This window comes from Lentzea kentuckyensis (genome assembly GCF_002150765.1).
Taxonomy (GTDB): Bacteria; Actinomycetota; Actinomycetes; order Mycobacteriales; family Pseudonocardiaceae; genus Lentzea; species Lentzea kentuckyensis.
The window spans coordinates 1-14,354 of record NZ_MUYM01000002.1; the positions used below are offsets into that span (position 1 = coordinate 1).

At 68.9% G+C, this 14,354-nt stretch carries 12 protein-coding genes; 4 read left to right on the forward strand and 8 right to left on the reverse strand.

The annotated features are described in order from the left end of the window. Positions 1-303 precede the first annotated feature (303 nt). Positions 304-1,386: an IS110 family RNA-guided transposase gene (locus B0F77_RS00805; protein WP_086660785.1), complete on the reverse strand. Its 1,083-nt coding sequence runs from the start codon at positions 1,384-1,386 to the stop codon at positions 304-306. Between the two features lie 138 nt (positions 1,387-1,524). Between B0F77_RS00805 and B0F77_RS00810 the strand changes: the two genes are divergently transcribed. Continuing rightward, positions 1,525-2,355 carry a haloalkane dehalogenase gene (locus B0F77_RS00810; RefSeq protein WP_086660786.1) on the forward strand — a complete coding sequence of 277 codons (831 nt, stop codon included), beginning with the start codon at positions 1,525-1,527 and terminating at the stop codon, positions 2,353-2,355. Between the two features lie 5 nt (positions 2,356-2,360). Then, entirely contained in the window at positions 2,361-3,362 is a 1,002-nt protein-coding gene (locus B0F77_RS00815; protein WP_158102553.1) for a GNAT family N-acetyltransferase, read from the forward strand. Between the two features lie 59 nt (positions 3,363-3,421). On the opposite strand, the gene B0F77_RS00820 is transcribed toward B0F77_RS00815, so the two are convergent. From B0F77_RS00820 to B0F77_RS00835, 4 genes are read right to left on the reverse strand one after another with little or no spacing between them, the layout of a single operon-like run. Further along, positions 3,422-4,324 carry an ABC transporter substrate-binding protein gene (locus B0F77_RS00820; RefSeq protein WP_086660788.1) on the reverse strand — a complete coding sequence of 301 codons (903 nt, stop codon included), beginning with the start codon at positions 4,322-4,324 and terminating at the stop codon, positions 3,422-3,424. Continuing rightward, the gene (locus B0F77_RS00825; RefSeq protein WP_086660789.1) at positions 4,321-4,986 is read right to left on the reverse strand and encodes an ABC transporter permease; all 666 of its coding nucleotides are present in this window, start codon (positions 4,984-4,986) and stop codon (positions 4,321-4,323) included. The genes B0F77_RS00820 and B0F77_RS00825 overlap by 4 nt, the downstream gene beginning before the upstream one ends. A 4-nt stretch (positions 4,987-4,990) precedes the next feature. Continuing rightward, positions 4,991-5,629, reverse strand: coding sequence for an ABC transporter permease (locus B0F77_RS00830; protein ID WP_086660790.1), 639 nt, complete (start codon positions 5,627-5,629; stop codon positions 4,991-4,993). Beyond that, positions 5,626-6,708, reverse strand: a complete 1,083-nt coding sequence (locus tag B0F77_RS00835) for an ABC transporter ATP-binding protein (protein WP_086660979.1) — start codon at positions 6,706-6,708, stop codon at positions 5,626-5,628. The genes B0F77_RS00830 and B0F77_RS00835 overlap by 4 nt, the downstream gene beginning before the upstream one ends. A 133-nt stretch (positions 6,709-6,841) precedes the next feature. Here B0F77_RS00835 and B0F77_RS00840 point away from each other — a divergent pair, with 133 nt between their 5' ends. Then, on the forward strand, positions 6,842-8,389 hold the full coding sequence (locus tag B0F77_RS00840) for a bis-aminopropyl spermidine synthase family protein (RefSeq protein WP_245847748.1): 1,548 nt from the start codon (positions 6,842-6,844) through the stop codon (positions 8,387-8,389). A 93-nt stretch (positions 8,390-8,482) separates the two neighbouring features. Here the strand turns inward: B0F77_RS00840 and B0F77_RS00845 are convergent, their stop codons facing one another. Together B0F77_RS00845 and B0F77_RS00850 are read right to left on the reverse strand one after the other, a co-directional pair. Then, complete coding sequence (locus tag B0F77_RS00845; protein WP_245847749.1) at positions 8,483-11,668, reverse strand: sensor domain-containing protein; 3,186 nt, start codon at positions 11,666-11,668, stop codon at positions 8,483-8,485. 250 nt (positions 11,669-11,918) lie between these two features. Continuing rightward, positions 11,919-13,115 carry an NAD(P)-dependent malic enzyme gene (locus tag B0F77_RS00850; RefSeq protein WP_425435598.1) on the reverse strand — a complete coding sequence of 399 codons (1,197 nt, stop codon included), beginning with the start codon at positions 13,113-13,115 and terminating at the stop codon, positions 11,919-11,921. A 335-nt stretch (positions 13,116-13,450) separates the two neighbouring features. Between B0F77_RS00850 and B0F77_RS00855 the strand changes: the two genes are divergently transcribed. After that, a complete protein-coding gene (locus B0F77_RS00855; RefSeq protein WP_086660792.1) occupies positions 13,451-14,050 on the forward strand; it encodes a dTDP-4-dehydrorhamnose 3,5-epimerase family protein in 600 nt (199 codons plus the stop codon). Here B0F77_RS00855 and B0F77_RS00860 read toward each other — a convergent pair. Next, entirely contained in the window at positions 14,040-14,342 is a 303-nt protein-coding gene (locus tag B0F77_RS00860) for a S24 family peptidase (protein ID WP_281252454.1), read from the reverse strand. The genes B0F77_RS00855 and B0F77_RS00860 overlap by 11 nt on opposite strands. Between the last annotated feature and the right edge of the window lie 12 nt (positions 14,343-14,354).

Below are 14,354 nucleotides of genomic sequence, written 5' to 3' on the forward strand. Positions count from 1 at the left end.
CTGATATGTAGTGGTCTCTTGTCAAGGGGCAAGGTGAGGCGCCCGCGAGGATTGTTCCCGGCGGGCGCCTCGTGCTTCGTCGCGGTGTTTGTGGCGGGGTGAGCGTGTCGTTGGCGACGCGCGGTCAGACTGATATTCGCGGGTTGGTTACCGCAGGACGGGTTGTTCGGCAGGAGCGGGCCGCGTGTCTAACATCGAGCGTCGCCGATGTCGGGTCGGCTGCTCATAGTCGAGTCGCGGATCGCTCCACGCGCTGCTGTCACCACCACAACGGTTGCGGCGAAGCGGGTTGGGGGCTTGTGGTCAGTCGTCCATCACCGCCAGCGACCAGCACCAGCCGGCCAGCTCACGGGCAATAGCGACGTTGGCGACCACCGGGCGTTTGCGGCGCAGACTGAAACCGACCCAGCGGTCGTGCAACCGGCGGTTGCCGGCATCGCCGCGGGCCCTGGCCGCGGGCGGAGCGAGTTCCCATCGGTCGCGCAGCGTCGTGCCGGGCCGGTAGCGGGGGCGGTGGTGCCAGGCCGCTTCCACCAGCAGCCGCCGCGCGTGGGTGTTGCCGGTTTTGGTGATCGAACCCTGAACCCGCGACGGCCCCGAGGAGCTCTCGCTGGGCACCAGGCCAACGAACGCTCCGATGGTCCTGCCGGTGAACCGGTGCCAGTCGCCGATCTCGACCGCCAGGGCGAACCCGGTCAACGTCGAGACACCACGCAAGCAGCCCAGCCGCCGCACGCATCCGGTGAACTCGCTGCCGGCAGCCATGACCGCGATCGCCTTGTCGAGCCGATCGCGGCGTGCTTTGACCGTGAGCACGGCGTCGTAGTCGGACTCGAACGCCATCCGCACCACCGGGCTGGTGAAGCTCTGGCGGCGCAGCCACGCGTCGTGCGCACCGGTCCAGGCCTGCCCGCCGAAGTAGACGATCCCGTGGCGCAGCAACAGTTTCGACAGCCGATGCCGGGCCCGCATCAGATCACCACGGCAGTCTTCCCGCGCCCGGACCAGATCCCGTGCCGCCTCCTGATCAGGCGTCGGCACCGTGACCGGAGTGATCTCGTCCAGTCGCAGCAGACGAGCCAGATGCACCGCATCCTTGGCGTCGGTCTTGACCCGGTCGCCCGAGGGCCGCTGCAACTTCGACGGCGCGGCAACCACACAGCGGATCCCCGCCTGGCTCAAGGCCCGATACAGACCGAACCCGGTCGGTCCGGCCTCGTAGGCCACCGCCACCGGGCCGGGCACCGCCGCCAGCCAGGACCGGATGTGATCATGTGACGGGGTCAGTTTCGCTTGAACGAGCTCGCCGGTGACGCCGTCGATCGCCGCTGCCGCGACCGATCGCGCGTGCACGTCCAGCCCCACGCTCGTACGCTCGGTAAACACCGGGGCCTCCCACGCCTGTCGGATAGGCCGAGCAGGCCACTCCTGCCCGGCAACCCACGAACAAGCGTGAGCGAGGCCCCGGCCCGCAACCACCCGAAACCCGAGCGGTCACTCCATACCGTCTAAGGAAGTTCCGTCATGCCCGTTGTTCCTGTTCTCGACTCGACCATGCACTACTTGTCGGCCGGCTCCTCGCCGTTCGTGTTCCTGCACGGCAATCCCGGCTCGTCTCACTCGTGGCGCAACGTGCTGCCCCAGTTAGGCGGCTTGGCGCCGGACCTGATCGGCATGGGCCGCTCGGGCAAGCCGGACATCGCCTACTCGTTCGCCGACCACGCCCGGTACCTCGACGCGTGGTTCGACGCGCTGGATCTCGACCGCGTGGTGCTGGTCGGCCACGACTGGGGCGGCGCGCTGGCGTTCGACTGGGCGTGCCGGCATCCCTCGCGCGTGGCCGGTGTCGTCTTCTTCGAGACGATCGTGAAACCGATGTCCGGTTCCGAACTGCCGTTGCCCGCACAGGAACGACTGCGCAGGTTCCGCGTCACTGAGGTGCTGGAGGACGACGGGTTCGTGCGCCAGGCGTACACCGGCGCCGTGCTCACGCCCGTCTCGGACGAGGACATGGCCGCCCACCTGACGCCGTTCCCCGATGCTTCGAGTCGACGGCCGGTGCTCGCGTGGGCGCGGCAGATGCCGTTCGACGGCGAGCCCGCGGAGCTGGTGCCGCGGATCGAGGCTTACGACAGCTGGCTGGCGACCTCGGACGTGCCGAAGCTGTTGCTGACCTTCGAAGGCTCACCGACGTTGCTCATCGGGCCGCAGTTGCGCACCTGGTGCGAGGAGAACATCGCCGCGCTGGACGTCGTTCCCGTTGGTGAGGCCGGGCATCACGCGATGGAGGACCGGCCGAAGGAGATCGCGGCCGAGATCGCCGCTTGGGCGGAGCGTCACAGCCTGGTTGCATGACGTGCATGGGGGTAACAGTCGAGAGGTTCGATCCGGCGAGCGCGTCCGAGGCCGAGCTCCGCGCCTATCACGAGGTGATGTGCGCCAGGTACGCCGACGACCGGCCGCAGTGGACCGCACCGACCTACGAGGAAGTCCTGTTCCGGCTGAGGACGCCGTTCCAGGGGCTGGGGCCGGCACACCGGTGGTCGGCCCGCCTGGACAGTGAGATCGCCGGGTTCGCCGAGCTCAACTTTCCCTGGGACCACGCGGCGCTGCTCGAGATCGTGGTACACCCGCGGGTCCGGCGCCGGGGCGTCGGCAGCACGATCCTGCGCGAACTGCTGTCCGAGGTCGAGGCCCGCGGCCGCACCGAGATCGAGGGCTGGCAGCTCACCAAGGACGGCGACGGCGCCAGGTGGGCGGCTGGTCGCGGGTTCCGGATCACCAACTCCGTGATCATCCAGCGGCTGATGTTCGCCGACGTGGACAGCACGCTCTGGGACGTCCCGATCCCACCCGGCTACCGGCTCGTGCGGTGGACCAGCCACGCACCTGACGACCTGATCGAGTCGTACTCCCGCGCACGCAATGCGATCCACGACGCACCGAATGGCGAGCAGGCCTCGCAGTCCCCGCGTTGGACGCCCGAACTGACGCGGAACGCCGAGCAGGACTTCCTGAACCGCGGTGCCGAGCAACGCGTCGTGGTCGCCGTGCACGAGGCCACCGGCGAGGTGGCCGGCATGACCGAGCTCGAACTGCACAGCGAACGTCCCCGCCGGGCGTTCCAGCGGGAGACCTCCGTGGTTCCGGCCCATCGCGGGTGCGGGCTCGGCCGGTGCGCCAAGGCCCACATGATCCGCTGGGTGCGGGAGGACAGGCCGGCGCTCACGGAGATCACCACCGGCACCAGCGCCGCGAACGTCCACATGGCACGGGTCAACCACTCGATCGGTTACGTCACGATCGGCGACATGATCATGGTCAACGCGCCGATCGCGGAGGTGCCCGCGTGGCCGGCCTGAAGCTGTGAAACGACAACGGGACGGACACCCGGAGGTGCCCGCCCCGCCCGTTCGTCAGGTCAGATGCCCGCGCTCGCGAGCCATTCCTTGGCGATCTTCTCGGGCTCCGGCTTGTCCGGCGACGCGAGCTTCTGGTTCAGGTCCAGCAAGGTCTTCGTGTCGAGCTTCTTCGAGATGGCGTTGAGGGTGTCGCGCACCTGCTGCGACGCCTTCTTCTCGTTGATGAGCGGCAACACGTTCTGCGCGGCGAAGACGTTCTTCGGGTCTTCCAGCACCACGAACTCGTTGGCCTTGATCGCGTAGTCGGTCGTGAAGAGGTCGGCGGCCTGCACCGTGTTGTCCTTCAGACCGGCGACGGTCAGCGGGCCGCCGACGTCGAGCGCCTTGAACTGCTTGAACTCGCAGTTGTACTTGGCCTTCAGGCCGGGCAGGCCGTCAGGGCGGTTCTGGAACTCCGGCGGGCCGCCGAAGACCAGGTCCTTGCAGTACGGCACGAGGTCGTCGATCGACTTGAGGCTGTACTGCGCGGCGATCTGCTTGGTGACGACGACCGCGTCCTTGTCCTCGGCGGACGCCTTGTCGAGCACGATGAGGCCCTGCGGCAGGGCCTTCTTCAGCGCCGCGTACACCTCGTCGGAGCCGACCTCGGTCGCGTCCTTGTTGATGTACTTGAGAAGCACGCCCGTGTACTCGGGGATCAGGTCTATCGAGCCGTCCTGCACACCCTTGTAGTACAGCTCGCGGTTGCCGATGTTCAGCTTCTTGGAGACCTTGACGCCCTTGCCCGACAACGCTTCCGCGTAGATTTCGGCGAGCAGGCGCGACTCCGGGAAGTTGCCGGATCCCACGACGATGGTGTCCGTCGGGGCCGGGTTGTTGTTGCCGCCGGTCAGCGGATCACCGCCGCACGCCGACAGGACCATGACCGCGCCTAGAGCGACAGCCGTCGCGATGCGCTTCATCTTCTTCCTCCGGTTCCCACTGGACGCAGCCCTGGCGAGACCGTCAGCCGTTGCAGGCCGGCGAACCCCAGGTCGACGAGAACGGCGAGCAGTGCCACGAGCACCGCGCCGGCGAGCATCTGTCCGAACTCCTGCAGGGCGAGGCCGTCGAAGACGAGCCTGCCGAGGCCACCGGCGCCGGTGTAGGCGGCGATGGTGGCGGTCGCGACCACTTGCAGTGCGGCGCCGCGGAAACCGCCGTAGATCAACGGGAGTGCGTTCGGGATCTCCACCTGGAGCAACACGCCCGACTCGCGCATGCCGACGCCCCGTGCCGCGTCGACCGTCACCGGGTCGACCGCGCGGATGCCGGCGTAGGTGCCCGCCATGATCGGCGGGATCGCGAGCAGCACGAGCGCGACGTACACCGGGAAGTCGCCGAGGCCCGCCCACAACACCACGAGGATCAGCACGGCCGTCGTCGGCAACGCCCTCAGCGCGTTGGAAAGCCCGACGACCAGGAACCCGCCCTTGCCGGTGTGCCCGACGAACGCGCCGAGCGGGATCGCGATCACCGCGGCGATCACCAGGGTGAGCAACGTGTAACCGAGATGTTCCAGCAGCCGCACCGGGATCCCGGTCGGGCCGGACCAGTGCGCGGGATCGAAGAGCCAGTTGCCCATCAGCTCACCTCCCCGCCCGTGCCCACGGCGTGAGCAGCCGTCCGATCAGCAACAGCAGGCCGTCCGCGAGCACCGCCAGCACGACCGTCCCGATGAGACCCGCGAGGACCTTCTCGGTGTGGTCGGTCTGGTAGCCCTCGGTGAAGAGCTGGCCGTAACCGCCGAGCCCGACGAGCGCGCCGACGCTCACCATGCTGATGTTCGACACGGTCGCGACCCGCAGGCCCGCGATCGTGACCGGCAACGCCAGCGGGAAGTCGACGGTGAGGAACCGGCGCAACGGCCGATAACCCATGGCGTTCGCGGCGGCGATCACGTTGCCCGGCACCGCAGACAACGCGTCGGCGACCGAGCGGACCATCAGCGCGATCGTGTAGATCACCAGCGGCACGATGACGTTGATCTCGTCGAGGATCTTCACGCCGATCAGCACCGGAGTGATCACGATCAGCGCGATGGACGGGATCGTGAACAGGATGTTCGCCAGCGGAAAGAGCACCGCCCGCGCCGTCTGCGACCGGCTCGCCCACCACCCCAGCGGGATGGAGAGCGCGAACCCGATCAGCACCGGCACGACGGAGAGCCGCAGGTGCACCGCGGTGACTTCCCAGAACCTTTCCCAGTTCTCGAAAATCCAGGTCACTTCGGGACCTCACCCGCCGCGCGGGCCTTCGCGAGCGCCTTGATCACGTCGTCGGCCCTGACCACCCCGGCCACCGAGCCGTTGCCGTCGACCATCACGCCGAGCGCGGACGGCGAGCTGAGCGCCGCGTCCAGCGCACCGCGCAGGCTCGTGCCGTCGTACAGCGATCCACCGGCGACGAGGTCCTTCTCGGTGACCTCGACCTCACCGTCCACTCCGGACAGCCAGCCCTTCGGCCGATCGTGCTCGTCGACGACGAGCGTCCAGTCCGTGACGGTGACGCGCTCGCCGAGCTTCGCCGTGGTGATGGGGTGCACGGGCACGTCCGCGTGCAGGAACGTCAGCGTGCGGTAGCCGCGGTCCCTGCCGACGAACGAGGCCACGAAGTCGTTGGCGGGCGCACTCAGCAGCTCCGCCGGCTTCGCGTACTGCGCGAGGTGCCCGCCCGTCTGGAACACCGCGACGCGCTCGCCGAGTTTCAAAGCTTCGTCGATGTCGTGCGTGACGAACACGATCGTCTTGTCGAGTTCCGCTTGCAGGCGAAGGAGTTCGTTCTGCAGGTCCTCGCGCACGACCGGGTCGACGGCGCTGAACGGTTCGTCCATCAGCAACACCGGCGGGTCGGCCGCGAGCGCACGGGCGACGCCCACGCGTTGCTGCTGCCCGCCGGAAAGCTGAGCCGGGTAGCGCTTGCCGAACGCCGGGTCGAGCCCGACGATCTCCAGCAGCTCCGCGGCACGGGTGCGGGCCTTTCGTCTGTCCCAACCGGACAGCAGCGGCACCGTCGCGACGTTGTCCAGCACGGTCCGGTGCGGGAAGAGCCCCGCCTGCTGGATCACGTAGCCGATGCCGCGCCGCAGCGTCGGCGGATCGACGGTCAGGACGTCCTTGCCGTCCACGAGGATCGTGCCCGACGTGGGGTCGATCATGCGGTTGACCATGCGCAGCGACGTCGTCTTGCCGCAGCCGGAAGGACCCACGAACACCGTGATGGTGCCCGCCTCGACCGCGAGGTCGAGCTCGTCGACAGCGATGGTCCCGTCCTCGAACCGCTTGGTGACGGCCCGGAACTCGATCACCCTTCGGATCCCTCCGGTCGTGACGGTCTCCCCGATTCGGACCGCCCTGGATGCAGATCCCTGTGACCTTAACTCGTTCGGCGTACCCCGGCACAGCGTTCCAGGATGTGACAGGCCGTATGGTTTACCGCTTGTGACGATCGACCAGGTTCGCCAGTTGGTGACGGAGCGCGGCGTGCACGCCCGCAAGCTCCGCGAGGTGCTGTCCCTGCTCAGCGAGGACTGGCATCCGCTCGCCGAACTCGTGCGCCTGCCGGCCGTGCCCCGCCGCACGGTCCAGGACCTGCTGAAAGCCCTGGGCGACGACGTCGAATCTTCAGGCGATCGTTACCGCATCGCGCCTGGAGCGGTGTCGTCCTACCGGTCGGAGTTCGGGGTTCCTGGCGTCCGCGATCACACCGACGTGCTGCGGCAGATCCTCGTGGACATCGCCGACGTGCCGCCGCCTTTGTCCTCGTTGGACCACGTGCAGGCCACCGCCGAGACGGCGCTGAACCGCGCGGTGTGGCTGGACTCCACGTACGACCTGGCAGGCAAGCGTTTGCTGTGCCTCGGCGATCACGACCTGACCTCGCTGGCCGTGGCCGCGGTCAACCCGCACGTGTCGATCACGGTGGTGGACCTCGACGAGCGCCTGCTGGAGTTCATCGACTCGCGCGCCCAGGCGCGGGGGCTGGACATCCGGACGTTGCACTGCGACATGCGGTTCGGGCTGCCCGCCTCGGTTCTCGAATCCGTCGACCTGGTTTTCAGCGACCCGCCCTACACGCCCGAGGGCATGGGCCTGTTCGCCGGCCGCGCGGTCGAGGCGCTGGCGGACATCGCCGCCGGTCGCCTGCTGCTGGCCTACGGCTTCTCCGACCGGACCCCCGCGCTGGGGTTGAAGGTGCAGCAGGAACTGCAGAAGCTCGGCCTGGTCTTCGAGGCGATCCTGCCCGCGTTCCACCGGTTCGACGGCGCGCAGGCCATCGGGTCCGCCGCCGATCTGTACGTGTGCCGCCCGACCGGTCGTCGCGCGGTGTCCGGTGGCACGCGGATCTACACGCACGGCGCGCAGTCCGTCGAGTCGTCCGGGCCTTCGAAGGAAGCTTTGTCCGCCTTGTCGGAACTGGCTCCCCGTCCCGAATCCTCGCCGCCGCCGAAGCCCCGTGCCGCCGGCTGGGCCGAGCCCGTCGGGAAGGGTGCGGCCTCGCTGGCCGTTGACCTGTCTGCGGATCCGGGGCCGTGGCTGCTCCGGACGCTCCTGGCTTCCTCACCGGCGCGGCTGGCCTGCCTGGTGCCGAACAACCACCCCGCGGTCTCGTCGGCGGCGGGGCAGCAGGAGCTGCAGTCCCTCGTGCGGACGCGGTTCGCGTTGAAATTCCTGCGCAACAACCCAGATGGCAAGACCACGATCGTTGTCGCCGATCAGGTTCTGGCCGGGACGCTGTCGGTCGGCGAGCGGGTGGTGCGCGAGATTCTGCTGAAGGCGCACGGGAAGCTGCGCAACGTGTGGCGGGAGGCGTTGATCGGCGGGTCGTCCGGGTTGCTGACCAAGAACCAGGCGCGGGAGATCGTCGACGCCGCCGGGATCGCGGACGAGGACCTGGAGCTGCGGTTGATCGACCTGCCGAAGCACCGGATCGCGGCGGTGCTGACGGCGGCGGAGGACAGCGCCAAGTACCTGGAAGCGCCCGCCTGAGCACGCGTGCTCGTAAGCCCGCGAGCTGTCCATGAACGGCGCTTTTGTGGACTCCAGGTCCACAAAAGCGCCGTTCATGGACAAGATTTCAGGTCATCCGGCACGAGGGATGTGCAGCGGTCCCAACGCCAGCACCGCGCGGAACTCCTTCGGCGGCACCGGCCGTGAGAACAGCCAACCCTGATACGCGTCCACGCCGACGCCGCGCAGCACGTGGAACTGCGTCGCCGTCTCCACGCCCTCGGCCACGCACTTGCGTCCCATCGCTCGAGCCATGTCGACGACGGCACGGGCGACGGCGAAGTCCGAGGAGTCGTTGCCCACGCCGGAAACGAACCGCCGGTCCACCTTGATGATCTGCGCCGGCAGGTCCTTCAGCCGGGCCAGCGACGAGTAGCCGGTGCCGAAGTCGTCCACCGCGAACTGCACGCCGCGCTGCACCAGCTCGTCCATCGACTGCCGGACGCGCGACGGCAGGTCGACGAACGCCGTCTCGACCAGCTCCAGCACCACCCGTTCCCAGGGCACGCCGGACTCCAGGATCGCGTTCGACACGATGTCGACGAACTCGGGATCGCCCGGCACCAGACCGGCCAGGTTCACCGCCACCGACACCGGCCGACCGTCGGGCGCGGGCCAGGTCGCGGCCTCCTTCAACGCGGTGCGCAGGACCCAGCGGTCCAGCTCGCGCATGAGGTCGCCCTGCTCGGCGACCGGCAGGAACACGTCCGGCGGCAGCAGACCGCGGTCCGGGTGCGGCCAGCGCACCAGGGCCTCGGCCGTCAGCACGGCGCCGTCGACGCCGACGACCGGCTGGTAGTGCAACGCCAGGCCGTCGTGCTGCAACGCGTCCCGCAGCTGGCCTTCGAGATGCACCTGTCGGTCGGCGGAGGCGATCAACGCGGCCGAGGCCAGCGACACGCGCCCGGCGCCGTTGCGCTTCGCCTCGAACATCGCGGCGTCGGCGAACCGCAACAGGTCGGCGCCGTTGGCCCGCGATCCGTTCGGCACGGCCGCGCCGATCGAGGCCGAGACCCGGACCAGCTGCCCGTGCACCGGGACGGCCGTGCGCAGCAACGAAGCGACACGGGTGGCCAGCGCGTCCACGCCGCCCACGGAGTCGATGTCCTCGGAGATGATCACGTACTCGTCGCCGGACAGCCTGGCCGCCGTGCAGCCCTCCGGCAGGCCGCCCTCCAGGCGCCTCGCCAACGCCACCAGCAGCTCGTCGCCGGCGTCGTGGCCGAGGGAGTCGTTGACGCGCTTGAAGTTGTCGATGTCGCAGAACAGCACGGCGACCTTGGACCGGCCGGGACCGTCCAGCACCTTGCCGAGGATCTCCTTCACCAGCGCGCGGTTCGGGAGGCCGGTCAGCTCGTCGTGGGTGGCCTGGTGCCGCAACGCCTCGGCGGCGCGGCGGCGTTCGGTGATGTCCAGGAACACGATCAGCCAGAACCGGCGGCCGTCGTCCTGCACGGACAGCGCGATGTGCAGCTCGCAGTAGACCTTTTCGCCGTCGGGGCGCACGAGGATGCGCTGCGGGATCTTCTGCGTGCGCTCGGCGGCCCACTGCAGGCCGGGTGAGGTGTCCTCGGGGTGGGTGAGCTGCTCGGCGGTGACGCCGCGAAGCTGCTCCAGCTCCATGCCGAGGAGGTCGCACAACGCGTCGTTGGCGTCGACCAGGCGCTCGGCCTCGTCGAACAGGCCGATGCCGACCGGCGTGACCGAGACGAGGTCGGTGAAGCGCTGCGAGGAACGCTTCATGCGGGCTTCGGCGGCGCGCTGTTCGGTGACGTCCTGGGCGGTGCCGACGGCGAGCTGCTTGCCGTGCGGATCGTGGACGATCATGCCGTGGCATCGGAAGATGCGCGTCGAGCCGTCGCGGCGCAGCACGCGGTGCTCGAACTGCGAGGCGACCTCGTCCACCACCAGCTGGCGGCACGTGTCGTCGACCCAGCCGCGGTCCTCGGGGTGCACCAGGTCGAGGTACGCCTGGTAGCTGCCGGGGAGATCGGCGGGCAGGCCGAAGAGCTCGCGCAGCATGTCCGACCACACGACGTCGCCGGTCGCCGGGTTCCACTCCCACATGCCGAGGCGGGCGGCCTGCTGCGCGTCCGCCAGTCTTCGGCGGTCCTCACGCATCTGGCGTTCGAGCGCGCGTGCCTCGGTGACGTCCTGGATGGTGCCGTGGTAGCGCTCGATCCGTCCGGACGGGTCGATCTCCGCACGAGCGCGGCACATGTAGACGCGGTCGCCGGTCTCGCTGCGCACCTCGACCTCGACCGGCAGGTCGTCGCGGGTGTGCAGCAACTGGTGCCGCAGCGCCTTGACGGCTTCCCGGTCCTCCGGGTGCACGCCGCTGAGCAGGTCGTCGTCCGGCGTCATGCCGAGCTCGGCGTACATCTCCATCAGCACTTCGCTGCGGTGCACCGCACGCGTACCGGTCTCGTACGCCCAGCTGCCGATGCGGGCGATGCGCTGCGCCTCGAGCAGCCGGGCCCGTTCCTGCGCGAGCTCGGTGGCCGCGCGCTTGGACTCGGTGATGTCGCGGATGTAGCCGGTGATCTTGTCCAGGTGGCCCGCGTCGGTCAGGCGGGCCTCCGCGACGCCGCGGATCCACCGCAGCTGGCCGTCCGGGCGCACTATCCGGTACTCGATGTCGATCGGGTCGCCGGTGATCTCGCGGCCCTGCCAGTACGTCTCGACCATGCGGTAGTCGTCGGGGTGCACGACGTCGAGGACGGCCTGCGCGCCCGGCACGACCTGGCCGCGTTCGACGCCGAGCAGTTCGTAGTGGGTGTCCGACCAGATGGTCAGGCCGGTCTCGGGATCGAACTCCCACGAGCCCAGGTTCGCGACCCGCTGGACCTTGCGCAGTCGGCGTTGTTCGTCGCGCAGCGCGTCCGCGGCGGAGGCGAGGTCGGAGACGTCGATCAGCAGCACGGCCTGCAGGCCGGTTCCCGGTACCGCGTGGCGGGCGACGCGCACCGGCAGTTCGGTGCCGTCGCAGCGGGCCAGCCGCAGGTCGGACGGGTTGCCGAGGAGCAGCTCACCGAGCGGGTGCCCGACGAGGTCGTCGGCTCCCTGCGCGCCGGCCAGCTCCACGGCGGCCGGGTTCGCCTGCATGACGACACCCTTGATGTCCACGAGCAACGACGGCGCGTCGGGCAACGTCAGCCCGTCCAACGTCACCGGAGGCTTTCCAGTCGTCGCGGTGTTCGACACAGCCGTCCGTGCACGGCCGTTCACCACCGTCGCGCGTCCCACCCACTTGGGCACCGGCCCACCCTCTCCCGTATCCGCCGCCCGCGGCAATTCGGGTGGGCACGACAACGGCACCCGAACGGCGGCAAACACGAACCCTCTCCTCGAGTGAACACCCGAGGAGAGGGACGGTAGCGCTTCAGAGCGTCATCGCCCACCCCTGCACGGGTTAACGAAAAGCCACGTTCGTGGTTCCGGTACCCGTGAACATGCAATAAGGGTGGCGAATACACAGCGGGATCAGGCCCGTGATCAGGCCGTTTGATCAGGCCACGCCGTCAGCACTCGCGGCAAGCGCCACAGCTGAGGCGACCTCGGGACCGACGCGCGGGTCCAGTGCGGACGGAACAATTCGGTCTGGACCCAAATCATCTTTCGCAACGGCGAGAATGGCATCCGCTGCCGCGAGCTTCATGCCTTCGGTGATCCGTCGCGCACCCGCGTCGAGCGCCCCGCGGAAAATGCCGGGGAACGCGAGCACGTTGTTGATCTGGTTCGGGAAGTCGCTGCGACCGGTCGCCACGATCGCGGCGTGCCGGGCGGCGACCTCCGGGTGCACCTCGGGGTCCGGGTTGGACAGTGCGAACACGATCGAGTCGTCCGCCATGCTCGCGATCAGGTCCTCGGACACCTTCGACGACGACACGCCGATGAAGACGTCCGCGCCGCGCAGAGCCACGTCGATGCCGCCGTCGAGGTTGCTGGAGTTCGTGACCGCCGCGATCTCTTCCTTGACCGGGTTCAGGCCGGCCCGGCCCGTGCGGACGATGCCGCGCGAGTCGAGCAGCGTGATGTCGCCGGCGCCGGCGGCGATCAGGATCTTGGCGATCGCGATGCCCGCGGCGCCCGCACCGGAGATGACCACCCGCTGGTCGCCGATGTCCTTGCCGAGCACCGTGTTCGCGCCGTTGAGCGCGGCGAGCGACACGACCGCCGTGCCGTGCTGGTCGTCGTGCATGACCGGGCAGTCGAGCGCCTCGATCAGCTTCCGCTCCAACTCGAAGCAGCGCGGCGCGGAGACGTCCTCCAGGTTGACCGCGCCGAACGACGGGCGCAGCCGGACCAGCGTCTCGACGATCTCGTCCACGTCCGTGGTGTTGAGCACGAGCGGGATGGAGTCGAGGCCGCCGAACGTCTTGAACAGCGCGGACTTGCCCTCCATGACGGGCAGCGACGCGCTCGGGCCGATGTCGCCGAGGCCGAGCACCGCGGTGCCGTCGCTGACGACGACGACCAGGCGGTGCGCCCAGGTGTACTTCGCGGCGAGTCCGGCGTCCTCCGCGATGGCCTTGCTCACTCGTGCGACACCAGGGGTGTACGCGATGGACAGCGCTTTCGGGTCAGCGAGCGAGGCGGTCGCGCCGACCTCGAGCTTCCCGCCCAGGTGCGCGTTGAAGATCTCCTCGTCCGTCAACTGCGTCGGATCGGAGTTCTCGGTACGGGCTTCGTTCACTGCTGTCACGGCGTCCCTCCTGCGGTGCGGGCGGCGTAGTAGCCCCGGACATGGGCTCATCACCAAACGGCGCACCGGCCCAGCGTTGTCACGCCGGGTACACGGGGCCTTGAAACTCGGTCGACTTCGCCCACGAGTTTTCCGTCGGCGAACCGCCCGAGTGCTGCGGGTGACGGAAGTGTGGCAGGGTCCCGGTCCGCTGTCTGCGGCGGGGATCACACTTTTTCCGCAGGTCAGAGGGCATGTAGCAAGACGTCCGTCCGGTTTTCTGCACCGACCGGTCGGTTTATGCAGGCAGGAAGCACCCGATCGGTCAAGAAAGATTGACGCCTTAGAGTGACGGCATGCAGGCGAGTTCGCTGAAAATTGACGGCGCGTTCGAGTTCACTCCTCGGACATTTCCCGACGACCGCGGCGTGTTCGTCTCGCCGTACCAGGAGGCAGCCTTCGTCGAGGCGGTCGGCCACCCGCTGAAGGTCGCCCAGACGAACCACAGCGTGTCCCGCGCCGGGACCATCCGCGGCATCCACTACGCGGACGTCCCGCCGTCCCAGGCCAAGTACGTCTTCTGCCCGCGCGGCTCGTTCATCGACATGATCATCGACATCCGGGTCGGCTCACCCACGTTCGGCCAGTGGGAGGCGATCCACGTCTCGTCCGAGAAGTGCAACGCCGTCTACCTGGCCGAGGGACTCGGCCACGCGATGATCGCGCTGGAAGACGACACGACGATGAACTACCTCTGCTCCACCGTCTACAACCCGTCCGGCGAACACGGCCTGACGCCCCTGGACCCCGCGCTGGACCTGCCCTGGCCGCGCGAGCTCGAGTTCCTGCTGTCGGAGAAGGACACGGCCGCCCCGACCCTGGCCGAGGCCTACGAAGCCGGCGTGCTGCCCCGCTACGAGGACTGCGTGGCGCTGTACGCGTCCCTCAAAGTCTGAACCGGGGCCTCGGCCATAGTCGAGCTTTGACGACTCCGAGCACCTCCGCAGGTCCGAGGTGTTCGGAGTCCGTGCTCGCGAAGGGGTTGTCCCCCACCACGTGCCACCCGCCGTCCACTGGGTGGGAGGCACGCTTGACCGACAGTTGACCCGGCCTGCTGGCCCACGTGACGAGCACAACATCGTTGGCCTTGGGCTCCACACCCCACCTGACCAGCACGATGTCGTCGTTGCGCAGGGCAGGCACCATCGACGGCCCCTTCACGAGCACGGTGGAGAGACGCGGTCTCAACGATCACCCTTC